17 protein-coding genes are annotated in these 23739 nt (G+C 66.7%); 8 read left to right on the forward strand and 9 right to left on the reverse strand.

All coding sequences use genetic code 11. The annotated features are described in order from the left end of the window. Positions 1 to 8: 8 nt before the first annotated feature. Positions 9 to 968, reverse strand: a complete 960-nt coding sequence (locus tag OXI49_13425) for a glycosyltransferase family 2 protein (protein ID MDE2691512.1) — start codon at positions 966 to 968, stop codon at positions 9 to 11. 174 nt (positions 969 to 1142) lie between these two features. Here OXI49_13425 and OXI49_13430 point away from each other — a divergent pair, with 174 nt between their 5' ends. After that, positions 1143 to 2558 carry a PQQ-binding-like beta-propeller repeat protein gene (locus OXI49_13430; protein MDE2691513.1) on the forward strand — a complete coding sequence of 472 codons (1416 nt, stop codon included), beginning with the start codon at positions 1143 to 1145 and terminating at the stop codon, positions 2556 to 2558. 12 nt (positions 2559 to 2570) lie between these two features. On the opposite strand, the gene OXI49_13435 is transcribed toward OXI49_13430, so the two are convergent. Genes OXI49_13435 through OXI49_13470 form a run of 8 tightly spaced genes read right to left on the reverse strand, consistent with a single transcriptional unit; the run spans position 2571 to position 12348 of the window. After that, positions 2571 to 3296: a hypothetical protein gene (locus OXI49_13435; protein MDE2691514.1), complete on the reverse strand. Its 726-nt coding sequence runs from the start codon at positions 3294 to 3296 to the stop codon at positions 2571 to 2573. A gap of 59 nt (positions 3297 to 3355) precedes the next feature. Continuing rightward, positions 3356 to 4579 carry a class I SAM-dependent methyltransferase gene (locus OXI49_13440; protein MDE2691515.1) on the reverse strand — a complete coding sequence of 408 codons (1224 nt, stop codon included), beginning with the start codon at positions 4577 to 4579 and terminating at the stop codon, positions 3356 to 3358. Further along, positions 4572 to 5579 (reverse strand): GHMP kinase, encoded by a 1008-nt coding sequence (locus OXI49_13445; protein MDE2691516.1) that lies wholly within the window; start codon positions 5577 to 5579, stop codon positions 4572 to 4574. The genes OXI49_13440 and OXI49_13445 overlap by 8 nt, the downstream gene beginning before the upstream one ends. Before the next feature lie 22 nt (positions 5580 to 5601). Continuing rightward, the gene (locus tag OXI49_13450) at positions 5602 to 6051 is read right to left on the reverse strand and encodes a dTDP-4-dehydrorhamnose 3,5-epimerase family protein (protein ID MDE2691517.1); all 450 of its coding nucleotides are present in this window, start codon (positions 6049 to 6051) and stop codon (positions 5602 to 5604) included. Further along, positions 6048 to 7124 (reverse strand): SDR family oxidoreductase, encoded by a 1077-nt coding sequence (locus tag OXI49_13455; protein MDE2691518.1) that lies wholly within the window; start codon positions 7122 to 7124, stop codon positions 6048 to 6050. Before OXI49_13455 ends, OXI49_13450 begins: the two co-directional genes overlap by 4 nt. Beyond that, positions 7121 to 8344, reverse strand: coding sequence for an HAD-IIIA family hydrolase (locus OXI49_13460; protein ID MDE2691519.1), 1224 nt, complete (start codon positions 8342 to 8344; stop codon positions 7121 to 7123). Before OXI49_13460 ends, OXI49_13455 begins: the two co-directional genes overlap by 4 nt. A gap of 40 nt (positions 8345 to 8384) precedes the next feature. Then, on the reverse strand, positions 8385 to 10871 hold the full coding sequence (locus OXI49_13465; GenBank protein MDE2691520.1) for an FAD-dependent oxidoreductase: 2487 nt from the start codon (positions 10869 to 10871) through the stop codon (positions 8385 to 8387). 37 nt (positions 10872 to 10908) lie between these two features. Then, positions 10909 to 12348, reverse strand: a complete 1440-nt coding sequence (locus OXI49_13470; protein MDE2691521.1) for an NAD(P)/FAD-dependent oxidoreductase — start codon at positions 12346 to 12348, stop codon at positions 10909 to 10911. Positions 12349 to 12399: 51 nt separating this feature from the next. Between OXI49_13470 and OXI49_13475 the strand changes: the two genes are divergently transcribed. The 7 genes from OXI49_13475 to OXI49_13505 all read left to right on the forward strand — a co-directional run bounded on the left by OXI49_13475 (position 12400) and on the right by OXI49_13505 (position 23699). Further along, complete coding sequence (locus tag OXI49_13475; protein ID MDE2691522.1) at positions 12400 to 14337, forward strand: FAD-dependent oxidoreductase; 1938 nt, start codon at positions 12400 to 12402, stop codon at positions 14335 to 14337. Between the two features lie 23 nt (positions 14338 to 14360). Continuing rightward, positions 14361 to 17498 carry a DEAD/DEAH box helicase family protein gene (locus OXI49_13480; GenBank protein ID MDE2691523.1) on the forward strand — a complete coding sequence of 1046 codons (3138 nt, stop codon included), beginning with the start codon at positions 14361 to 14363 and terminating at the stop codon, positions 17496 to 17498. Continuing rightward, complete coding sequence (locus OXI49_13485) at positions 17495 to 17875, forward strand: type II toxin-antitoxin system VapC family toxin (protein MDE2691524.1); 381 nt, start codon at positions 17495 to 17497, stop codon at positions 17873 to 17875. The genes OXI49_13480 and OXI49_13485 overlap by 4 nt, the downstream gene beginning before the upstream one ends. Before the next feature lie 4 nt (positions 17876 to 17879). After that, complete coding sequence (locus OXI49_13490) at positions 17880 to 20816, forward strand: site-specific DNA-methyltransferase (protein ID MDE2691525.1); 2937 nt, start codon at positions 17880 to 17882, stop codon at positions 20814 to 20816. Positions 20817 to 20942: 126 nt separating this feature from the next. After that, positions 20943 to 22241, forward strand: a complete 1299-nt coding sequence (locus tag OXI49_13495) for an AAA family ATPase (protein MDE2691526.1) — start codon at positions 20943 to 20945, stop codon at positions 22239 to 22241. A 6-nt stretch (positions 22242 to 22247) separates the two neighbouring features. Further along, on the forward strand, positions 22248 to 22703 hold the full coding sequence (locus OXI49_13500; GenBank protein MDE2691527.1) for a hypothetical protein: 456 nt from the start codon (positions 22248 to 22250) through the stop codon (positions 22701 to 22703). Between the two features lie 474 nt (positions 22704 to 23177). Further along, the gene (locus OXI49_13505) at positions 23178 to 23699 is read left to right on the forward strand and encodes a hypothetical protein (protein MDE2691528.1); all 522 of its coding nucleotides are present in this window, start codon (positions 23178 to 23180) and stop codon (positions 23697 to 23699) included. Positions 23700 to 23739: the final 40 nt, after the last annotated feature.

Genomic DNA, 23739 nt, shown 5'->3' on the forward strand with positions numbered 1-23739 from the left:
CAATACTGTCATAACCGCTCCGAACCTGCAGCCTGCGCGTGGTCCTCGCGCAGGTCGATCCCCGGCGGCGGTTCCATCGGCGCCCGGAGGCCCTCGATCACGCCGCGGAACTTGGCGATCACGGCGCCCTGGTTGCCGCGGACGAGTTCGCGAAAGAAGGCCAGGAAGAGGCCCGCCGAGAGAAACAAGAGGAACGAGCACCACTGCGCCGGCCCGCCGTAGCGGCGCACGAACAGCGCGGCGCTGCGACCATTGAAGAACGTACGCGAGGCCCGGTAGCCGCCGACGGTCCGCGCCACCATGTGGTAGAGCACCGCCCGGTGCGCGTAGTAGCAGCGGTAGCCACGCGCCTTCATCCGCATGCACCAGTCCGCGTCGTCGAGCGCCAGATGGAACAGCGGATCCCAGAGGCCGATCTCCTCGACGACCGAGCGGCGCACCAGCATCGCGCAGCCGTTGACGTAGGGCACTTCCTCGTCGCGGTCGAACTGGCCGCGATCGACGTGGCCTTCGCCGCGCTCCCGGGTCATCGACTCGCGGAAGCGGATGCGGCCCCCGGCGGACCAGAGACGGTCGCGCTCGCCGTGGTAGAGGATCTTCGGACCCACGCAGCCGATAGCGGGACCCGCCTCGGCTACCGCGACGAGTTCGTCGAGGAAGTCCGGCTCGACCTCGATGTCGTTGTTGAGCAACAGGAGGTAGTCGACGCCGCGATTCACCGCCAGCTCGATTCCCAGGTTCAGGCCGTAGACGACGCCCTGATTCTCCTCGACCCGGATCTGAGTGACCTTCGGGTGGGCAGCGGCCACCGCCTCGCTCGAGCCGTCGCTGGAACCATTGTCGATGTGGATCAACTCGCAGGCGGGGTACGTCATCCCTTCGAGGCTCGCCAACGCTTGCAACGTGATGTCGCGCCCGTTGTAGTTCAGGACGAGGGCGGCAACGGTTGGTACTCGTTCCCCAAGCACGCGGGTCAGCGTAACGCAGAGCCGGCGGGTAACATCCGCGCCATGCGCCGAAATGGACGCCGGCCTTGCGGCCGGCGCGTTCTCCCAGCCGCCTGCGGCGGCAGCCGGCGGAGACGCCGGCGCACCCAGTATGCGGCCGGTGGCACGCGCGGCCTCCTTCTCGCTGCACTCGCCGTGCCCAGCATTGTCGCGGCCGCGCTCGGGCAGTCGGCGGCAGAACCGGCGTCGGGGCCACTCTGGCCCGGCTTCCGTGGACCAGACGGCATTCCCGTCTCGGACAACGACCGGCTGCCGCTCCACTGGTCGACCACCGAGAACGTCGAATGGAGCGTCGACGTGCCGGGCTCCGGCTGGTCGTCGCCGATCGTCGTCGGCGACACCGTCTTCCTGACCACGGCGGCCAGATCGACCGAGGCGACCAAGCGGCCGGAGTTCGGCACCGAGTACAGCAACGAGTTCATGCGCGAACTCCGCGAACAGGGGCTTCCCTGGGAGGAGGTCCTCAAGCGCCACGACGAACGCTTCATCGAGTTCCCCGACGAAGTCGATCTCGACTACCAGTTGATCGCCTGGTCGCTCGAGGACGGCGCCGAACTCTGGCGACGCACCTTCTTCGCCGGACCGCCTCCCGGCGGCCGCCACTCGAAGAACACCTTCGCCTCCGAGACGCCGGTCACCGACGGCGAGACGATCTTCGTCTACAGCACAGGTCTCGGCCTGTGGGCCTACTCGCTCGACGGCGAACTGCGCTGGGAGCGGCGGCTGGACCCGTTCCAGATCTACATGGACTTCGGGACCGGCGGCTCGCCCGCCCTCACGGACGACCTCGTCGTCATCCTGAACGACAACCAGGAGCATCCGTTCCTCGCCGCCTTCTCCAAGCAGGACGGCCGCGAGTTCTGGCGCGCGGCCCGGGGACGGCTCGCCGCTCCGCACGCCCCGAACCACCGAACCTCCTGGAGCACACCCTTCGTCTGGCGCCACGACGAGCGCACCGAGATCGTGGCTCTCGGCCCCTACACCGTGATCAGCTACGACCCGATGGGCCGGGAGCTGTGGCGGCTGACGCGGCACTCGCTGCTCCCCGTGCCGACGCCTTTCGCCTACGGCGGCCTGCTCTACGTGACGTCGGGCGTTCACGGAGACCAGAACCGCCCGATTACGGCGATCCGCCCCGGCGCCGCCGGCGATCTCACCCTCGGCGATGACGAGACGAGCAGCGAGTTCGTTGTCTGGAACGACGACCGCGCCGGCACCTACATCCCGACGCCGATTCCCTACAAAGGCTCCCTGTGGGTGGTCTACGACCGCGGCATCTTCGCCCGCTACGACGCGGCCACCGGGGAACGGCTGTATCGGGCGCGGATCGAGGACTCGAACGGCCACTTCACGACCTCGCCCTGGGCCTACCGCGACCGCGTCTTCGCCACCGACGAGGCCGGCACGACGTTCGTGTTCGGAACCGGCGACGAGTTCGAGCAGCTCCACGCGAATCCACTGGACGAGATGACCCTCGCGTCCCCGGCACTGGCCGGCGACCGGCTGGTCATGCGAACGCGGTCGAAGCTGTACAGCTTCCGGGAGCAGTAGCGCGTCCGCCCGTTACCGGACGGGATGCATGTCGAGGTCCAGGCGGTCGAAGAACTCGATGCGCTTCGGCATCGTCGCCTCGATCGTCTCCGCCATGTCGCGGGAGATCCGCTCCGGGCGGTGCCGGACCGCGAAGAAAGGCCCGAAGCTCTCGGCGACGTCCTCCCGGCCGGGATGGTCGCGGGCGTAGTCGGAAATGTACCCGCCGTCCGCGGCCTGCGCGGCTAACCAGTCTTCGGCGGCCGCATGGACCGGATCCAGGGAGGTGTGCGCGGCCTCGTGCATCAGGATCTCTTCCAACACACCGTCGCGCAGATACTCCTCTGCCTTGCCCGTGTGGATCAGGATGTTGTCGTTGCCGCCGCCGAAGGGCTGGTCGCCGCGGTGGATCCACACAGTCTCGACGAACGCCCGCAGGCCCGCCGGCAGTTGGCCGATGGCCCGGGCGTAGAAGGCTGCATGGCGCTCGGCGAGAACCGGATCGCCGAGCTCCGCGTTGACCTGGACCTCCACGACCGTCTCACCCTCGAAGGTGGCGTCGAACAGGTAGGCGTCCGTCAGCACGAAGGCGTCCGCCCGTCGGTCGAACATCCTACGGGTGTCCCGGCCCGCGTACTCGAGATTCCGCAGCGCCGAGGGATCGGACGCGACGATCAGATCGGGGTCGATGAAGGCCGTACCCCGAAACGGCGGCTCCTGCGGCACCGGCTCCGGCGCGGCGCACGCGAGGCCGAGCAACAGAACGCTGGCAGGCGCGGAGCCTTGTCGTAACCGGAACACGGCGGCTGGCCTGGCGGCTACACGACGCGGACTTCCGGCACCGGCAGAATGAACCTGCCGCCGCGGCGGCGGAACTCGGCCTGCTGCTCAAGGATCTCCTCCTCGAAGTTCCAGGCCAGGAGCAGGACGTGGTCCGGCGCTGGTTTCTCCAGCAGCCGCTCCGGCGCGACGATCGGGATGTGGGAGCCCGGCGTGTAGCGGCCCTGCTTGAGCGGGCTGCGGTCGGCGATGAAGTCGAGCGTTTCCGGGCCGACACCGAAGAATTCAAGCAGCGTGCTGCCCTTGGCGGGAGCGCCGTAGCCAGCGAGACGGCGGCCGTCCGCCTTGAGTCCATTGAGGCAGTCCACGACCTCCGCCTTCAACCGGTCGACCCGCCCGGCGAACGCGCGCCAGGTGTCGACGCGGTCGATGCCGAGTTGCCTTTCGGCGGTCAGAACCTCGTCCACGCTGCGGTCCACCTCGCCCTCGCCACGCCGCATCACGGTGGCCCGGAGTTGGCCATGGTGGATCGGCAGCCGTTCCGCCCGCACGACCTCCATGCCGTGGTCCGCGAAGAGCCGCATCATCGGACCCAGCGCCCAGTAGGAGACGTGCTCGTGGTACACGGTGTCGAACGCGAGTTGGTCGAGCAGATCGACCAGGTAGTGCGCCTCGAGGACGAAGGCGCCGCCGGGCGCCAACACTGCGTCGAGGCCGGCGACGAAGCCCGAGAGGTCGGGGATGTGCGGGAACGTGTTCGTCGCGGTCACCAGCGCCGCCCGACCCCACCGGTCAGCGATCTCGCCGGCAGTGTCCGCGCCGAAGAATCCGCGGTAGCGCTCGATCCCGGTTTCGCGGCTGAACTCGGCCAGGTTCTCGGCAGGGTCGACGCCCAAGGTCCTGGTGCCGCGGTCGCGGAAGCAGCAGAGGAGCGAAGCGTCGTTGCAGCCGATGTCGATGACCAGGCCGCCGTCGGCGAGGCCATGCCTGGCAGTGAGCGTGCCCGCCAGATCGTCGAAGTGGCCCCGCAGCGTGTCGGAGGCGGACGACACGTAGAGGTAGTCCGTGAACATCGCGGCCGGCGGTACGCGTTCGACGAGCTGCACATGGCCGCAGCCGTGGCAGAAGCCGACGCGCAGCGGGAAGCGGGGTTCGGGGCGGCTCAGGCCCTCGGCGCTCGGGAATTTGTTGGCGAGCGCGGTGCTGCCGAGGTCGAGGAACCTCTCGACGCTTGATCCGGCACAGACGAGGCAATCAACCATGGTGGAACGGGGCAACGAGCTGCGAGCCGTGAGACTCGTGGCCGACGGGCAACTCGTACAGGTCGGCAAGCGCCGAACGGACCGCGGCCTGCCGATCGGGCGGCACGACGAACAGAAGGAACCCGCCGCCGCCGGCGCCGCAGAGCTTGCCTCCCAGGGCGCCGGCCGCAATCGCCGCGTCGTACCAGCCGTCGATCAGCGGCGTGGTGATCGATCCCGCGAGTTCCCGCTTCATCCGCCAGCCTTCGTCGAGGAGCCGGCCGATGCCCTCGACGTCGACGTCGCCCGCGCCGAGGTCCCGGTGCAGGTCGCGCGCCTGGTCGCGCATCCGGCAAAGCGATTCCAGGTTCAGATCGGTGCGGTCGTCCTGTTCGGAGAGGACAGCGCTGGCGTCCCGCTGGTGTCCGGTCCAGAACATGAGCACGGAACGGAACAGCTCGCGCAGCCGGTCGCCGGGGATCCGCAGGTGCTCGACGGTCACTCCGCCGTCCGGCTTGAACGACAGCAGGTTGAGCCCGCCGTAGGCCGCCGCGTATTGGTCCTGCTTGCCGATCCGCGCGCCCAGGACATCGATCTCGATGTGGCAGGCCTCCTCCGCCAGTTGCCCTGCCGAGGCGCGCTCGCCCCTGTAGGAGTGCAGCGCGTTCAGCAGGCCGACGGCGAAGGCGCTCGAGCCGCCGAGGCCCGTGGAAGCCGGCACGTCGCCGACGGTCGAGATGTAGACCGGCGGGTCGACGGCCACGAAGCGCAGGCACTCGCGGGCGATGTTGTTGTCCAGTTCGTCGATCCGTTCGACCTGTTCGCTCCGCGAGTAGTTGACGCGCACCGGCTCGAAGAAGAGCTCGCTGTGGCGCTTCACCGTGACGTAGACGTAGCGGTCGATCGTGGTCGAGAGCACGGCGCCGCCCTCGCGCCGGTAGAACGCCGGCAGGTCGGTGCCTCCGCCGACCAGAGACACCCGCAGCGGAGTGCGGGTCACGATCAGCCTGGACTGGTCCACGTCTGCGAGAGTTCCAGCCGCCTCAGCCGTGCCGGAGCGCCCAGTCGTAGGGGATCCGGTCCGTGAAGGGATCGAGGCGCTCCATCTCGTCCGGGTCGTGCGGCTCGGTGGCGGCGTTCGCCATGATCACCTGCCTGTCGCCGTACGCCTTGTAGCCGTTGGCGATCCCCGGCGGAATCTGGACCAGGACGTAGTTGTCCTCGCCGAAGAAAACCTCCTGGAGTTCGCCGCGGGTCGGCGAGTCCTCACGCAGGTCGTACATCACGAGCTTGGCCCGGCCGCTGATCACCGCGTTGTTGACGGTCATCGACCGGTGGATGTGCCAGGCCTTGATCGTTCCCGGCCAGGCGGTCGAGAAGTAGATCTCCCCGAAGCCGAGGAAATGCTCGTCCGTGGCCTTCAGCATGTGCATGATCTTGCCCCGCTCGTCGACGATCTGACGAAGCGGAACCACCTTGACGCCCTGAATCATCCTTTCTCCTCCCGTTCTGTCTCTTCACCGCTGGCCTTCCAGCGCAGAGAGCCGTCCAGCCGTCCCGAGCCGAGCAGCCGCTCGAGCCAGCGCAGGCGAACGAAGCGCGGGTCGCCGTAGAGCCCCGCATCGAGGCCGATGTCGCGGTAGTCCGCGATCAACCGCTTCGCGCCGGCGGCCGCGTCCCGGAACTCGAAGTCGGGGAAGGCGCGAGCGAACTTCTCGAACGAGGCCCGATAGGTGCGCTGGTCCGCGCCCGGCTCGCCGCGGACTTCGATTTCGCAGCCGGACACCAGGTCCGCAGCGATCTCGGCGAGTTCGATCACCCGGTGGTTCAGATGGTCGCCCCCGGTGTTGAAGGCCTCGTTGTGAACGACCGAGAGCGGCGCTTCAAGCACCCGGCCGAATGCCGCCGCCACGTCCTCGACGTGGACGACCGGCCGCCACGGCTTGCCGTCGCCGAAGACGACGACCCGCCTGTTGGCGAAGGCGGCCCCCGTCAGATCGTTCAGGACCGTGTCGAATCGCATCCGGGGCGACAGCCCGTAGACCGTGCCGTTGCGCAGGAACGTCGGCGAGAAACCGTCGCTCGCGAGTTGCCGGATCGCCTCCTCGCTCCGGACCTTGGAACGCGCGTAGAGGGTCCGCGGGTCGAGCGGCGAAGTTTCGTCCACCGTTTCCGTGCTGGACTGGCCGTACATGATGCAGGACGACGAGAACAGGAAGCGACGCACCTCGGCCTCCCGCGCGAGTTCCGCCAGACGCACGGAAGAACGATGGTTGATCTCCTCCGTCCAGGTCTCGTCCAGGTTGCCGATCGGGTCGTTCGAGAGCGCAGCGAGATGGATGACTGCGTAGAAGGCGCGCAGGTCGGCCGGCTCCAGGTCCCGGATGTCCTTGCGGATGGACGGAATCGGCAGCGGGTCGCCGGAGATCGTGCCTTCGTCGAAGTAGCCGGTATCGAGCCCGACGACGTCGTAGCCGTGCTCGATCAGATACGGCGCCATGACCGAGCCGAGGTAACCGCGGTGGCCGGTGACCAGGACCGGGCGTCGAACGAAGGCGGAACTCATCCCGCCACCGCCGTTCTGCCGGCCGCCTGAAGGCCCAGCAGCCGCTCGGCGTGCGCGAGCAGCGGTTCGCTCCCGGTGACCAGGCCGAACGGGCAGCCCGCGGCATCGGCCGCCTGCCCGTCGCGCTCGTCGTCGCCCAGAAACGTCGTCCGGGTGAGGTCGAGGTGATGGTCCCGCTGCGCCATGAAGAGCATCCCCGGCGCCGGTTTGCGACAGTCGCAACCTTCGTCCCAGCCGTGCGGGCAGTAGTAGATGCGGTCGATGCGTCCGCCCGCCTCCTCCGCTTCGCCGCAAAGACGCCGATGGACCGCGGCCAGATCGTCCTCGGTCATTCGCCCCCGCGCGATTCCCGGCTGGTTCGACACGACCAGCACCCGCCAGCCGGCCCGGTTGAAGGCGGTGAGCGCCTCGCGCGCCCCCGGCAGCCAGCGGAACTCCTCCGGCCTGCAGACGTACTCGGCCCTCGGCGGGCGCACGTTCAGCACGCCGTCGCGATCGAGGATGATCGTCGGCGTGCGGGCGAAGAACGCCTCGGTCAGCGGCAACCGCTCGTGACCGCCGACGCTGTAGTAGCGGTGCTCGCTCCAGTAGGCGTGAAGCTGGCCGCGCGCGGTCAGCGCCGGGTAGACCGCTTCCTCGAACAGCTCCTGGCGGTCCGGCAGGAGCGGCAGCACCGCCGACTTCTCGAGGATCGCGTAGCTGATCTCGACGCCGCTGAGCCCGGGCGTCGTCCGGCCGCGGTCGAAGACGGTGACGAAGCCGTCCTCCCCGACGATCACGCTGTCCCGGGTGTAGCCGTCCCGGTTCCCGTAGACGGTGATCTGGGCCGCCGCCCCGGAATCGACGTAGGCGCGCCACATCCGGTCGAACTGCATCGGCCAGTAGTTGTCGCAGTAGAGGAGCAGGAACCGGTCCTCGAGCTGATCGGCGGCGTCCTTGACCCGGTGTGCCGTCAGGTCATCCGGAGCCGTCACCCGGTGGCTGATCTCGACACCGTAGGCCGAGCCGTCGCCGAAGTGGTCGATCATCGCCTCCGCGCGGTAGCCGAGCAGCAGCAGGACGCGCTCGAAGCCCTGCTCGCGCAGCATGTCGACGACGTGGCCGAGGAAGGGCTTGCCGTGGAACGGAATCAACGCCTTCGGCAGAGTGTCCGTCAGCGGTGCCAGGCGGGTGCCCCGGCCACCGGCCAGGATCACGGCCTGGGTAGGTTTAGCCCGCATGTTTCACCGACGTCCGTAGCGAGGGCGAGCCTACTCCGTTTCAGCTCCGAACGCGGCTGTTGCCAGGGTCGTACATGGGTCGGAGGGAGGCCTCGGTGGGGACGCGGACGCCGGCGACCTCGATCTCGAAGCGACTGGGCAGTTCGGGGAAGTCCGGCAACAGCGACATGGGGACGTAGCCGAGGCCGACGGCCGCTCCCAGGCTGTGGCCGTAGTTCCCGGAGGTGACGTAGCCGGCGATTTCGTCGCCCAGCCAGATCGGTTCGTTGTGGTAGAGCAACGGCTGCGGATCCCGGAGCCTGAACTGGATCAGGCGCTTCGGGACGCCGTTCTCCTTCTGCCTGAGCAGCGCCTCGCGGCCGATGAAGCCGCCGGCCTTGTCGAACTCGACGGCGAACCCAAGGCCGGCTTCGAGCGGCGAGTCCTGATCGGTGATGTCGTGGCCCCAGTGGCGGTAGGCCTTCTCGATGCGCAGCGAGTCCAGGGCGTGGTAGCCAGCATGGACGAGACCGAAGGCCTCGCCGGCAGCCGCGATCTCGTCGTAGACGCCGGCCATGAACTCCGTGGGAACGTAGAGCTCCCAACCGAGTTCGCCGACATAGGTGATGCGCGACGCCCGCACCAGGCCGTAGCCCAGTTCGATCTCGCGGCTGGTCGCGAACGGGAACGCTTCGTTGGCCAGGTTGGCCGGCGTGAGGGACTGCAGCAGCGCGCGGGAAGCCGGGCCCATCAGGGAGATCACGCCCATCGCCGAGGTCACGTTCGTCAGCACACAGTGCGCGTCGCTCGGAATGTGGCCCTTGAGCCAGTGAAAGTCACGCGTTTCCGAGGTGGTGGCGGTGACGATGAGGAAACTGTCTTCCGCGAGCCGCGTCACCGTGAGATCCGCCTCGATGCCGCCCCGCTCGTTGAGCCACTGGGTGTAGACGATGCGGCCGGGACGCACGTCGACGTCGTTGGCGCAGACCCGGTTGAGTACTCCCGCCGCATCCCGGCCTTCCAGACGGAACTTCGCGAACGACGACTGGTCGAACAGTCCCACGTTCTCGCGCACGGCCCGATGTTCGGCGGCCGAGTACTCGAACCAGTTCTGGCGCCCGTAGCTGTACTCATAGCGGGCCGGTACGCCCTCCGGCGCGTACCAGTTCGGTCGCTCCCAGCCGGCGAGTTCACCGTGACAGGCGCCGGCGGCCTCCAGACGGTCGTACAGCGGTGACCGGCGCACGCCCCTCGCCGTCTCGAACTGGCGATAGGGGTAGTGCATGGCGTAGAGGAGACCCAGACTCTCGGAGACCCGCTCCTGCAGGTACTTGCGGTTGCCCTGGAAGGGCATGCTGCGGCGCACGTCGACTTCCCAGAGATCGGCCGGCGGATGCCCTTCGAGAATCCACTCGGAGACGACCTGGCCGATCCCGCCCGCGGACTGGATCCCGATCGAGTTCAGGCCGGCCGCGACGAAGCAGTTCTCGCACTCTGGCGCCGGACCGAGGTGGTAGCGGACGTCCGGCGTGAAGCTCTCCGGGCCGCAGAAGAGCTGCAGGACCTCGGCCGACTGGAGTGCCGGCATCCGCTCCCTGGCGCCGCGGAGCAACGGCTCAAAGTGCTCGCGGTTGGCGGCGATCTCGTCGAAGCAGAAGTCCTCGGGAATGCCGTCCATGCCCCAGGGCCGCGCGTTCGGCTCGAAGACGCCGACGATCAGCTTGCCCGCGTCGTACCGGAAGTACGAGATGGCGTCATAGTCCCGCATAACGGGCAGGTCCGCGTCAAGCCCCTCGACGGAGTCGAACCGGACGTAGTAGTGCTCGCACGCATGGAGCGGAACGTTGACGCCGATCGACGCGGCCAACTCCCGGGTCCACATGCCGGCGCAGAGGACGACGCAGTCGGCATCGATGTCCCCCTGCTCCGTGGCCACGCCCACGACACGTCCCCCGACGGTGCGAACGGCGGTCACCGGCACCTGCTCGACGATCCGGGCGCCGGCGGCGCGGGCGCCCGCGGCCAGCGCCAGGGTGACGTCCGTCGGGTTCGCATAGCCGTCGCCCGGAATGTGCAGTCCGCCGAGCAGGTCGGACGTCTCGAGCAGCGGCACCCGCTCCCCGATCGTCTTCGCCGTCACCACATTGACCGGCAGCCCGAGCACCTTCGCCAGTGAAGCCGCACGCCTGAGTTCCTCGAACCGCTCGGGGTCCGCGGTGACCGAGAAGGAACCGCAGCGGCGATAGCCCGTCGACTGTCCGGTTTCCTGCTCGAGGCGAGCGTAGAGCTCGCTCGTGTAGCGGGCGAGATTCGTCATCGTGACCGACTGCCGCAACTGGCCGAGCAGGCCGGCGGCATGCCAGGTCGTGCCGGAAGTGATCTGCCGGCGCTCGAGCAGCAGGACATCTGAGCACCCCGAGCGTGCGAGGTGGTAGGCGACCGAGCAACCGATCACGCCGCCGCCGATCACGATCACGCTCGCGCGGCGCGGCAACTCCGCCGCGCCTTGGCGCCCTGGTTCTCGCTCTCGTCCGGTCTCCGGGCGCATCTTCGTTCGAGGTTCGTTTGAGACTCGTTCCGGATGCTCAGCCGAGCAGGCTCTTCGCCCGCTGCGCCGCCCTGATTCCGCCGCCGATCGCGCCGTCGATGAAGCCGCGCCAGCCTTCCCCGTGGTCGCCCGAGCCGAACAGGATGCGGCCCCGGTCCCGCTGGAACTCGTCGTAGTGGCGAGTCACCCAGCCGGGCCGGTACACGGCCCAGGTGCCCCGCGAGTACGGGTCGCCGTTCCAGTCGTGGCTCATGCTGCCGATCAGCTCCGCGCGCGGGACGTGAGCCCGCAGCGCCCGCTGCACCGCGTCGCCGTCGTTCACGTCGAGGTCGGCGGGGTCCTTGCCGAACGCCACCAGCAGCGTGTAGTTCGCGGCCTGCTTGTAGGTCATCACGAAGTCGATCGGCTCGCCGATCGCGTAGGTGGCGACATTGCCGACATCGCCTTCGGCCTTGAGCAGGAGCTTGAAGCCGGCGCCGGCGTGGCGCTGCCGGCCCGCCTCGACCACGCCGGCGGCGAGCGGAGGGTCGAAGGCGACGTCCGCGATCGTGTTCATCGGCAGGCAGCAGATGACGGCCCGGCACTGGATCTCTTCGCCTGCGCCGGTGACCACCACGGCCCCGTCGCCGCGATCGCGGATGGACTCGACGGGCGTCTCGAGTCTCGCCTCGAATCCCGCGTCGGCGACCATTGCCTGGAGCAGGCTCCGCGTGCCGCGCTTCAGCTTGAAGCGCGCGACGGAGTCTTCCACCGTTGGCAGGAAGCCGCCGCCGGCGAGGTGCCAGCGCATCAGCTCCAGGTAGGACATCGTCTCCGGCTGGCCGTTCGCCATGATCGCGATGACGGCTCGCAGATAGCTCCGCTGGAGGGACGAGAGCTCGAGCCGCTCGATGTGGTCCGTCGCGCTGAGCCGGTCCGCGGCGAGCGCGGCGTCGCGGTTGTGGAGGATGTCCCACGCCCGCGGAACGATCCATCGCGCCTCCGCGTGGTAGAGCCGCCAGGCCTCGTAGGTCTCGACGTACCGGGCCTCCGTCAGCCGGATGCGCTCGCCGTCCGCGATCAGGTAGCCGGTATCCGCCACCGCGCCGGGGGTCTCCTCGATCTCCAGGCCGTAGCGTTCCTTCTCGGCCCAGACGAAGGGCTGGGTGTGGTGGATCCAGGTGCCCCCGAGTTCGACCTGGTCGCCGTCGAAGTCGGCGGTCCAGGTGCGGCCGCCGAGCCGGTCGCGCGCTTCGAGCAGCAGCGTCGAGTAGCCGTTCTTCATCGAATCGCGCGCGGCGGCGACACCGGCGAAGCCACCGCCGACCACCACGACATCGACGTCGTGCCCGCGAACGGCGGACCGGCGGCGCGTGGAAGCGGCGGCGGCAGCGCTTGCCAGGACTGCCTTCCCCGCGAACAGCGATGACACCCCGACGACGAACTGCCGGCGACTGGCGGTTGCGCTTGCCAAGTTCGGCGCCACGGTTGGAGTCATGGTCGCGCAGAAGACTCTAGCGGAACCCGAATGTACACTCGACTCCAGACCATGACACCAACCCGGAAGGCGCGACGGTCCGGAGACGGCATCAGCCGCCGCGACTTTCTTTCGGGGATTCCCGTCGCCCTGACCGGCGCCGCCCTGGCCTGCCGGGACGTGCCCGCGTTCCAGCGGGAGATCGAACGCGAGAGCACGGCGGCCTATCCGCCGCTGCGCACGGGGATGCGCGGCTCCCACCCCGGCTCGTTCGAAGTCGCGCACGAACTGGTCCAGGAGGGGCGGGAGTGGACGGCCACCGAAACCGGCGAAGCGTATGACCTGGTGGTCGTGGGCGCCGGCATCTCGGGACTGGCGGCCGCGCACTACTTCTCGAAGCAGGCGGGCCCGGACGCCCGCGTGCTGCTGCTCGACAACCACGACGACTTCGGCGGCCACGCGAAGCGCAACGAGTTCCGGCTCGACGGGCGGACCTACCTGATGAGCGGCGGCACCCTGTACGTCGAGGCGCCCTCCCAGTACGGGGACATCGCGGGGGGCCTCCTCGAGGAGATCGGGATCGACCGCGGGCGCTACTACGAGTCCGTCGCCTCGGTAGCGGACACGTACGAGAACCTGGGGCTTGAGCAGGGCATGTTCTTCGACCGCGAGACATTCGGCACGGACGTGCTGGTTGCCGGTGTCGGGAGTCGCCCCTTCGCCGAGTTTCTCGCCGACACGCCACTGTCGGAGGCGGTCCGGGCCGATCTGATCCGGCTCCACGGCGAGGAGCAGCCGGACTACCTGCCGGACCTCTCGCCGGGCGGGAAGAAGGCGTACCTTGCCACCATCAGCTACAGGGACTTTCTCCTCGAACACGCGAAATGCGATCCGGGGGTGATCCGGTTCTTCGACCACCGGCCCAAGAGCATCTACTGCACCGGAATCGACGCCTACCCGGCACGCTACGCCTGGGAGGAGGGCCTGCCCGGCTTCTCGGGCATGGAGATTCCGGAGACGCCCCCGGATCTGCTGGCGGACGAGCCGGGCGGCCAGCACGGCCGGGAGAACCAGGCGCGGGCGTACGAAGGAGATCCCGACGTCTACTTCCCGGACGGAAACGCCACGATCGCCCGGCTCCTCGTGCGCGGGCTTGTTCCGGGCAGTGTCCCGGGATCGACCATGGAGGATGTCGTCACGGCGCCGCTCGACTACGGGATGCTGGATCGGGCGGGGAACCGCACCCGGATCCGGCTGTCCTCCACCGTGATTCGGGTCGAGCCCGGGCAGGGTGGCCCGGCCCGGGTCACCTACGTCCGGAACGACCGGGGGCACACCGTCACGGCCGGACGGGTCATTCTCGCCTGCTGGCACAACATCGTTCCCCATCTGGTTCCCGAACTTCCGAAAGCCCAGCGGGACGCCCTGTCCTGGCCGGTCAAGTCGCCGCTCCAGTACACGAGCGTGCTGCTGCGCAACTGGCGCGCCTTCACCGAGGCCGGCGTCTCCTACATCGAGGCCCCAGGCGGCTACCACACCTCGGTGGGGCTCGCCGAGCAGCTCTCGCTCGGGGACTACCGGACGTCGACCTCGCCGGACGAGCCGCTGGTGATCTCGATGTACCGCTATCCGTGCGAGCCGGGCCTGTCCCGGCGCGAGCAGCATCGAGCCGGCCGGATGGACCTTCTCCGCACCACGTTCGAGGCGGTGGAAGCCAACATCCGGGACCAGCTCAACCGGATGCTCGGCCCGAGCGGTTTCGACGACCAGCGCGACATCGCGGCGATCACGGTGAACCGCTGGCCGCACGGCTACACCTACACCTACAACCCGCTCTTCGATCCGCCGGAGTGGGCCTTCGAGGCGGGCGACGACCGGCCCGTCGTAACGGCGAGGCAACCCTTCGGCCGGGTCGTCATCGCCGGCGCCGACGCCGCCGCGAGCCCCCACACGGACGCGGCGATCCGCGAGGCCCATCGGGCGGTGAAGGAGGTGCTCGCGGCGGACTGACACCGGCTAAGCTCCAAACGCCCGTGCAGGACGCCACGAACTTCCACCGGTCCCCCATCCTCAATTCGCCCTACGAACTGCCTGGGCGGCACTGGGTGTTGGACGAAAGCCGTCAGCCGACGGAGCGAATCGGCGAAGGCCGTCGCGCGGTGTCCTTCATTTCGCCAATTCCCACGGCGAGAAAGACCGGTCGCAAGGCGCAACGGCGGCTCACCCTGGACGAAGACATCGAGGCACTCGAGACGCAAGATGGTCAGCAGTACGAACTGACAAAGCTCATCGGCGGCCTGCGCAGGGAGATTGCCGCCTGGCGCACGCTGCCGGAGTCGCAGTGGCGCGTGACGCCCGAAACCGCGCGCCTGCTCAAGCACTGGCGCCATCACCGGTTCAGCAGCATCCGCCCGTTCTTCTGCCAGGTCGAAGCCGTTGAGACCGCCATCTGGCTGACCGAGGTCGCACCCGCCGTCGGCAAGCGCGGGCGCGACTTTCTGGAGAAGATCCAGGCGGACAGCGAGCAGGCGAACCCGGGACTCTCGCGCATGGCGCTGAAACTCGCCACCGGCGCCGGCAAGACCACCGTGATGGCGATGCTCATCGCGTGGCAGACGGTGAACGCCGTTCGCCACCCCGCGAGCCGGCGCTTCACGCGCGGCTTTCTCGTCGTCACGCCGGGCATCACCATCCGGGACCGGCTGCGAGTACTCAAGCCGAACGACCCGGACAGCTATTACGCCAGCCGCGAACTCGTTCCCCCGGACATGTTGCGCGAGATCGACAAGGCGAAGATCGTCATCACGAACTACCACGCCTTCGGGCGGCGGGAGACGATGAAACTAGCCAAGGGCAGCCGCGCGCTGCTCCAGGGCCGCGGCCCGGAGCTCGCGACCCGCGAGACCGAAGGCGAGATGCTGGTTCGCGTGATGCCGGAACTGATGACCGTGAAGGGCGTCCTCGTCCTGAACGACGAGGCGCACCACTGCTACCGCGAGAAGGCCGGCGAAGGCGAAGAAGGCAAGCTGAAGGGCGATGATCGCCTTGAGGCGAAGCGCAACCAGGAGGCAGCGCGCGTTTGGATCTCCGGCCTGGAGGCGGCCCAACGCAAACTGGGCCTGAAACGGGTCATCGACCTTTCGGCCACGCCGTTCTTCCTGCGCGGCTCCGGCTACGCGGAGGGCACGCTCTTTCCGTGGACCGTCAGCGACTTCTCTCTGATGGACGCGATCGAATGCGGCATCGTCAAGCTCCCACGAGTACCGGTAGTCGACAACGTCCCCGGCGCCGAGATGCCGATGTATCGGAACCTGTGGGAGCACATCGGTAGGAAGATGCCGAAGAAAGGCCGGGGGAGCGGCGCAACGCCCGACCCGATGTCGCTGCCGAAGGAGTTGCAAACGGCTTTGGAGGCCCTCTACGGTCACTACGACAAGACGTACCGCCTCTGGGAGGAATCCGGCATCGACGTGCCGCCCTGCTTCATCGTCGTGTGTAACAACACAGCCACGTCGAAGCTGGTCTACGACTACATCGCGGGCTTCCACCGCGAGTCCGAAAACGGCACGGGGACGTTTCACAACGGTCGCTTGACCCTGTTCCGCAACTTCGATGCTGCCGGGGCGCCGCTGCCCAGACCCCGCACGTTGCTCATCGATAGCCAGCAGCTTGAATCCGGCGACGCGCTCGACAGGGGCTTTCGTGCGGCCGCCGCGGACGAGATCGACCGCTTCCGCCGGGAGATCGTCAAACGCACCGGCGATCGCCAGCAAGCCGAGAAGCTCACGGATCAGGACCTGTTGCGCGAGGTGATGAACACCGTCGGCAAGGCCGGCCGGCTCGGCGGCGACATCCGGTGCGTCGTCTCAGTCGCCATGCTGACCGAAGGCTGGGACGCCAGCAACGTCACTCATGTCCTGGGCCTGAGGGCTTTCGGGACGCAACTGCTCTGCGAACAGGTGATCGGCCGCTCCCTGCGCCGACAGTCCTACGAACTCAACGATGGCGGCCTCTTCGACGTCGAGTACGCGGACGTCTTCGGCGTGCCCTTCGATTTCACCGCCAAGCCCGTCGTAGCGCCGCCTCAGCCGCCCGCCGAAACGGTGCAGGTCAAGGCGCTCTCGCCGGAGCGGGACGACGCGGAGATCCGCTTCCCGCGCGTGACTGGCTACCGCGTCGAACTCCCGAACGACCGCCTCTCCGCCTCATTCACGGAGGACTCCGTGCTCGAGCTCACGCCGGAGCTCGTGGGGCCGACGATCACGCACAATCAGGGCATCATCGGCGAGGGCCACGATCTCACGCCCGAGCGGCTGGACAGCGTCCGCCAGTCAACGGTGCTCTACGAACTGACCAGGCGGCTGCTCTTCGAGCATTGGCGCGACGCGAACGAGGAACCGAAACTGCACCTCTTCGGCCAGTTGAAGCGCATAACCAGCACATGGCTCCAAGACTGCCTCAGATGCAAGGGGAACACCTATCCCGCGCAACTGATGATGGTCGAACTCGCAGACCGCGCCTGCGAGAAGATCGCGTATGCCGTCACCCGCTCAGAGCTGGACCATCAGCCGGTCAAGGCGCTGCTCGATCCCTACAACCCGATCGGCACGACCCGCGGCGTGAACTTCACTACCTCGCGCACCCAACGCTACGCCACCCGGCCTCGCTGCCACCTGAACTGGGCGATCCTCGACAGCACGTGGGAAGGCGAGTTCTGCCGCGTTCTCGACTCGCACCCCCAGGTCCTTGCCTGGGTGAAGAACCGCAGCCTCGGCTTCGACGTGCCGTACCGGTTCGGCGGCGCCACCCACCGCTACGTGCCCGACTTCATCGTGACCCTCGACTATGGCCTCGGCAAAGACGAACCCCTGCACGTCGTGGTGGAGGTCAAGGGCAAGCGTGGAGAAGACGCGAAAGCCAAGAAAGAGGCCATGGACTCCTTGTGGGTGCCTGCGGTCAACACCCTCGGATGCCACGGCCGTTGGGCGTTCCTGGAACTTGAGGATCCGCACGAGATGCAGGGCGACTTCGATGCCGGGATCGCGACCGCACTGGAGGAACTCGCCAGTGAGGAGCGCGCCAAGGAGGCCGCCCGGTTCCTCGCCGCGATCGGCGGCACAATGCCCGACGCCGAGTACATTCCGCGACGCCGGAGCCCGGAAGCGGGATGATCCTGGTGGACACCTCCGTCTGGATCGACAATCTCCGCGCTCCCAATCGGGAGTTGCAGGAGCGCGTGGAGGCCCAGGAAGTGCTCTGTCATGCCATGGTGGTCGGCGAGCTCGCATGTGGAAACCTGCCCGAGCGCGACCGCTTCCTCGAGCAGCTCGAGGGTCTGCCGTCGCTCAAGACTCCGTCCGACCATGACCTCCTGGCCTTGATCGAACGACACGCCTGGATGGGAAGAGGGATCGGCTACGTGGACGCCAACCTCCTCGGCGCCGTGCTCGAGGACGGGAATGCGACCCTGTGGACGACTGATCGGAAACTCCGGCAGCTCGCGGAGGAACTCGGCATCGCCCACGTCCCTGGCTCGGTGGACGGCTAGCGACATGGCGAAAAAGACCAAGAAGGTCGAAACGCTGATCCACCGCGAAGCGACGCGCCGCAACATCCCCACCGCCGAGTACCAGCCGGTGATGCACGCGTACGACCGGGACCCGATTCGCGTCGCCTATGAGCGGCGCAACCCGGACCTCGACCCTCAACTGGTCTGGCGCGGCAAGGACATGCAGGACTGGTCCGAACTCGTCGTGCCCGCTCCGCCGCTCTTCATCCAGGAGAAGATGCATCCCAAGGTACTGATCGACGACTTGGGCCGCGTGAGCAGCCAGACCCGCGAACAGGAGCCCGGCGACCAGGCGATCCAGCCCGACCTTTTCGGCGACTTCAACGGCCTGCCGGACGGCGACGCCAGGACCGAGTTCTACCAGCACGACGCCAACTGGTCCAACCGGATGATTCTCGGCGATTCCTTGCAAGTCATGGCGTCGCTGACCGAACGGGAGGGGCTGCGCGGAAAGGTGCAGTGCATCTACATCGACCCGCCCTACGGCATCAAGTTCAACTCCAACTTCCAGTGGTCAACGACGAGCCGGGACGTCAAGGATGGGAAGAAGGATCACATCACCCGGGAGCCGGAGCAGGTCAAGGCGTTCCGGGATACCTGGCGGGACGGCATTCACTCGTACCTGACCTACCTTCGGGATCGGCTGAACGTGGCACGGGATCTGCTGACCGAGAGCGGATCGGTGTTCGTGCAGATCGGCGACGAAAACGTGCACCGTGTACGGGCGGTGATGGACGAAGTGTTCGGGGCGGAGAACTTCCTGTCACAAATCAGTTTCAGGGTAACGGCGAACCTTGTAGCCGGAACGCTGGGTAGGGATAGTGACTATCTCCTTTGGTACGCACGACGTAGGAACGCGGTGAAGTACCGCCAGTTGTTCCGCTCCCGAACTCTGGCAGATGATGTCGGCAAACGGTACTCGCGCGTTCAGCGACCCGACGGAACAAGGGTGCCAGTATCCAGAACGCGTAGACGAGTGGCGGAACTTGCGAACGAGGGGCATGCAGTCTATCGGCATGACAACATCACGTCGCAAGGGGCGACGCCTTCTGGCACCGTGGCTTTTGAGTACCAGGGCCAGACCTTCCATCCGGGACAGGCGAGACACTGGACCACGACCAAGGAAGGACTCGATCGGCTCGGTCGTGCGGAACGCGTAGGCATACCCTCACGAAACAGCTTGGCCTACGTTCGCTTCTTGACCGACTTTCCGGTTGCTGAGCATACATCGGTGTGGCGTGACACACAGACAGGTGCGTTCACAGACCGGAAAGTGTTTGTCGTCCAGACAAACACTAAAGTGGTCGAGCGCTGCTTTCTCATGACCACCGATCCCGGCGACCTCGTTCTCGACCCAACCTGCGGCTCCGGTACCGCCGCGTACGTCGCTGAGCAGTGGGGCCGGCGCTGGATCACCATCGATACGTCCCGCGTCGCACTCGCCCTCGCCCGCGCACGCATCATGGGTGCGCGCTACCCGTACTACCTGCTCGCTGACAGTCGCGAGGGCCAACTCAGGGAAGCCGCGCTCGCCCGCAAGACTCCATCGGAAGCGCCCACGTACAACGACGTCCGCCAGGGCTTCGTGTACGAACGCGTCCCCCACATCACGCTCAAGCTGATCGCCAACAACGCCGAGATCGACGTGATTCACGAGCGGATGCAAGCCGACGTCGAAGCCGCCCTGAGCGATCTCAATCACGCGCTGCAGAATCACGCCATTCCGTTCACCGTAGGGACCGGTGCACGCGAGGGCAAGAAGATCGACTTCCGGGCTTCACCAGGAAGCTCAGTCGCTCTTCCGTCCGGCGAGTCGGCCCCGGCCAACGGCCTGCTCGAATGGGAGGTACCCAGGGAGCCGGAGAGCGACTGGAACGAGGCCGCGCGCGAGGCGCACGAGCGCTTCTGGCAGGCCCGGATCGCCCGCCAGCGCGAAATCGACGCCTGCATTGCCGCGAGCGCCGATTACGAGCAGCTCTATGACAAGCCCTACCAGAACAACAAGAAGGTCCGCGTCGCCGGCCCCTTCACCGTCGAGAGCGTTTCGCCGCATCGTCTGGCCGCCCTGGACGAAGACGATGAACTCCTCGTCGCCGAGCCCCGCGCGAGCCACGACGGGGGCGCGGACGTGTCCCGCCACGAGTTCGCCCACGTGATTCTTGAGAACCTCCGCACCGCCGGCGTTCAGCAAGCCAGAAAGGCTGGCCGGATCGTCTTCTCGTCTCTGGAGCCGTGGCCGGGCGACCTCGTCTGCGCCGAGGGCCGCTACACCGACGGTGTCGGCAAGGAACGAAGCGCAGGCGTCTTCATCGGTCCGGAGTTCGGCACCGTCTCCCGCCCGGATCTCGTGAGCGCCACTCGCGAGGCCGCCGATGCCGGCTTCGACGCCCTGATCGCCTGCGCTTTCAACTTCGAAGCCCACGCCACCGAGTTCACGAAGCTCGGCCGCGTCCCCGTGCTCAAGGCCCGCATGAACGCCGACCTCCACATGGCCGACGACCTCAAGAAGACAAACACCGCCAACCTCTTCGTCATCTTCGGCGAGCCCGACATCGATATCGAACCCGCCACCGGCACCAACGGCGAGCCGGACTGGCTCCAGGTCAAGATCAAGGGCGTCGACGTCTTCGACCCATCCGCCGGCGAAGTCCGCAGCGACGGCCCCGAAGGCATTGCCTGCTGGTTCGTAGACACCGACTACAACGAAGAGAGCTTCTTCGTCCGTCAGGCCTACTTCCTGGGCGCGGGCGACCCCTACAAGTCCCTCAGAACCACCCTGAAGGCCGAAATCGACCCCGACGCCTGGGCCACTCTGCACAGCGACACCTCCCGCCCCTTCCCTAAACCCGCCACCGGCCGGATCGCCGTCAAGGTCATCAACCACCTCGGCGACGAAGTGATGAAGGTCTTCGGGGTTTGAATGGCTGGCCCTGAACGGGCGTCAGCCTACAGGTCGGACCACCGGACGCGGCGCAGGCGCGTTGACCTTTTTCGCCGGTAGAGTTGGCCGCACCGGTCGAGGCTCCGAGACCGCAGGAGGCAGAAGATGTTGTCCAGCTTCACGATAAGGAACTTCAAGAGCTACGAGAAAGCGACGCTGAAGCTCGGGCCGCTGACGGTCCTGGTTGGAGCGAACGCGTCGGGAAAGAGCAATGCCGTCGAGGCTCTCCGTTTCCTCTCGTGGTTCGCACAGGGCAACAAGCTCGGCTCCATTCGCTACGCGCTTCAGGAAAGCGCTCAAGCGATTCGGGGAACCGTAAACGATCTCGGCCACGGAGGCCGCCGGAGGTTCTCGCTATCCTGCGTGACGAAGGATCCGAAGTGGAATCAGTACTCCGTCACGCTCGAGCGACAGACTGACGAGGATCTCCATATCACGGACGAACGACTCACCGGGTCGTTCCAACGCGTCCCGCTCTTCGAAGTCGTGTCTTCACAGGTGGCTGGTGGAGACATTCGCGTCGCGTACAACAACTTTGCGCGCGGGGGCATGAAGCCTCAGGTCACCTGCACCGACCAGATGGCGGTGCTGCTGCAACTCCAGAGTTCGGCACGGTTCGGACAGCACCAAAAGATGGCGCAAAGGGTGATCCCCGAAACGACGACGCGGTATCAGGGCTGGTTGTCGAACATCGTGTTCCTCGACCCGCAACCGTCAACGATGCGAGCATACAGCTTCAAGACGGAACGGACGCTGAGCGGCCACGGCGCGAATCTCTCGGGCGTGTTGTTCAACCTCTGTCGAAAGGCGCATACCAAGAGCGAGGTTCTCCACTTCATCAAGGCTCTACCCGAGCAGGACATCACGAAGATCGATTTCATCGAGACTCCGCGCAACGAGGCGATGGTGAAGCTGACCGAGACCTTCGGCGGAAAGCAGACCGAGTACGACGCAGCCTTGTTGTCCGATGGCACGCTCCGCGTGCTCGGCATCGCCGCGGCGGTACTGTCCGCACCCGAGGGCAGCATCGTCGTGATCGAGGAGATAGACAACGGCGTGCATCCAAGCCGCGCGAAGCTCATGCTAGACAGGCTCTCCACAGTTGCCAATGAGCGAAACCTCCGAGTTCTCATTAGCAGCCACAACCCTGCTCTGCTCGACGCACTGCCGGACGACGCAGTGCCGAACGTGGTGTTCTGCTACCGGGATCCGACGACTGGGTCCAGCTGTCTCCAACGCCTCGTCGACCTTCCGGACTATCCCGAGCTCATCGCCCAAGGAGCGGTGGGCCACCTCTTGACGCAGGGAATCCTCGAGCGAGTCGTGAAGTTCCGGCGGAGGCCGGAAGAGCGCCGACGACGCGCCCACGCCTGGCTGGAGGCGATCAAGAAGCAGGCGGGCTAGTCGGAGATGTCGGCCGTCATCATCGTCGACACGAGCGTACTGCTCAACGTGCTCGACGTCCCATCGTTCAATCAGAACCGCGAGAAGGTCCTTGCGGATTTCGGCGCGCTCCTTGAGGCTCGTGCCAGCCTTCTTCTGCCACTGGCAGCCATCTTCGAAACTGGCGATCACATCGCTGATCTCCGGAACGGCGGGCTCCGGCGACGGTACGCAGAGGTGTTCCGGGACCGGATTCGTGAGGCCCTCCAAGGAGAGGCGCCTTGGGTACCGATTCGATTCCCGGACGAACGGCAGCTCGCAGAATGGCTTAATGACTATCCGGATCACGCTAAGGCAGGCCCGGACCTGAGCGATCTGTCGATCATCAAGGCCTGGGAAACGGAATGCACCCGGCACAAGGGCCGCCGTGTCCGCATCTGGGCGCTTGACAGCCACTTGCAGAGTTACGACCGAGTTCCTTGACCGAGTACGGGTGCTTGCGCCGCGGCCTCGCCACGAATCTCGATGTCCTTGACCAAGGACGACGTGAACTGCCGGTTGGTCCTCAAGTCCTCTCGGACGAGACCACGGGCAATGACCCGGGCTTCCGGCCGCCTCCTTCGCTACCTGGTCGAGGTGGTGGACTGCCTGGCTCCTCCGTCGAATCGCCCGAGTCACTACCGGTGGTGAGCAGCGTAGAGGCTGGTCCCGCACAGTCACCGTGAGCCAATCAGGCACGATGACCACGGAACTTGCTACGGTGGGCGACCTCGGGCTCGGGGATGGCCGAACCCGGAGCGGACAGGCAATCGAGCCTGCCGATCACTCGCAGGAGCCACGATTCCGTGAAGCAGCGCCCTGAGACACGCCTCCCTGTCGCGCTATGCCGCGACGACCAACGCACCCTCTTCGACATCGAAGTCGAAGAGGTCAACGATCCCGACCCGAGCTAACGGCATGGAAGACCAGAATCGCCTCGAAGGCATAGAGGAAACCGTCGTTGAACTCCACCAGAAGACATGGACGAAGCTCGAAGAACTAGAAGCTCAGCTAAACCACCTCCGCGAAGACAGCCAGCGGCACCACCGCGACCTTGATACACGTCTATCGGGCCTGCACACCGAGACGATCGGAGCCATGAACGACCGGCTCGGCAAGATCGAAGAGCGACTCGACGGGATCAAGGACTGGTCCGACCAAGTCATCGATCGGCTGAAGGAGTTCAAGGCAGCGAACCAGAGATCTTGGGAGGCTCAGGATGCACGACAAGCCGCCAACAGGAAGGTCATCGACACACAGGGAGAACTCCTGAAGGCACAAGGTGTCGTCGTCGACGCAGTGAACAAGCGCATAGATGCGGCCAACGTGTATGTAGACCGGGCCGAGCATCTGGTCGACGTTCTCCAGAAGGAACTTCTGCCGTACCTTCAACAGGTACTGCCCCAACTCGAACTCAAGACCGACGACGAAGAGAGTTAGAACGCCGTAGTCCAAGCGGCTCGGCTCACACTTTGGGCTG

Source organism: Acidobacteriota bacterium (assembly GCA_028875725.1).
In the GTDB taxonomy this organism is placed as follows: domain Bacteria; phylum Acidobacteriota; class Thermoanaerobaculia; order Multivoradales; family Multivoraceae; genus Multivorans.

What these genes read in the sequence shown, in the direction of transcription:
- OXI49_13440 (MDE2691515.1), bottom strand. Translation starts at nt 4,579, where the DNA reads ATGGTTGATTGCCTCGTCTGTGCCGGATCAAGCGTCGAGAGGTTCCTC.
- OXI49_13450 (MDE2691517.1), bottom strand. Translation starts at nt 6,051, where the DNA reads ATGATTCAGGGCGTCAAGGTGGTTCCGCTTCGTCAGATCGTCGACGAG.
- OXI49_13455 (MDE2691518.1), bottom strand. Translation starts at nt 7,124, where the DNA reads ATGAGTTCCGCCTTCGTTCGACGCCCGGTCCTGGTCACCGGCCACCGC.
- OXI49_13460 (MDE2691519.1), bottom strand. Translation starts at nt 8,344, where the DNA reads ATGCGGGCTAAACCTACCCAGGCCGTGATCCTGGCCGGTGGCCGGGGC.
- OXI49_13465 (MDE2691520.1), bottom strand. Translation starts at nt 10,871, where the DNA reads ATGCGCCCGGAGACCGGACGAGAGCGAGAACCAGGGCGCCAAGGCGCG.
- OXI49_13470 (MDE2691521.1), bottom strand. Translation starts at nt 12,348, where the DNA reads ATGACTCCAACCGTGGCGCCGAACTTGGCAAGCGCAACCGCCAGTCGC.
- OXI49_13475 (MDE2691522.1), top strand. Translation starts at nt 12,400, where the DNA reads ATGACACCAACCCGGAAGGCGCGACGGTCCGGAGACGGCATCAGCCGC.
- OXI49_13485 (MDE2691524.1), top strand. Translation starts at nt 17,495, where the DNA reads ATGATCCTGGTGGACACCTCCGTCTGGATCGACAATCTCCGCGCTCCC.
- OXI49_13490 (MDE2691525.1), top strand. Translation starts at nt 17,880, where the DNA reads ATGGCGAAAAAGACCAAGAAGGTCGAAACGCTGATCCACCGCGAAGCG.
- OXI49_13495 (MDE2691526.1), top strand. Translation starts at nt 20,943, where the DNA reads ATGTTGTCCAGCTTCACGATAAGGAACTTCAAGAGCTACGAGAAAGCG.
- OXI49_13500 (MDE2691527.1), top strand. Translation starts at nt 22,248, where the DNA reads ATGTCGGCCGTCATCATCGTCGACACGAGCGTACTGCTCAACGTGCTC.
- OXI49_13505 (MDE2691528.1), top strand. Translation starts at nt 23,178, where the DNA reads ATGGAAGACCAGAATCGCCTCGAAGGCATAGAGGAAACCGTCGTTGAA.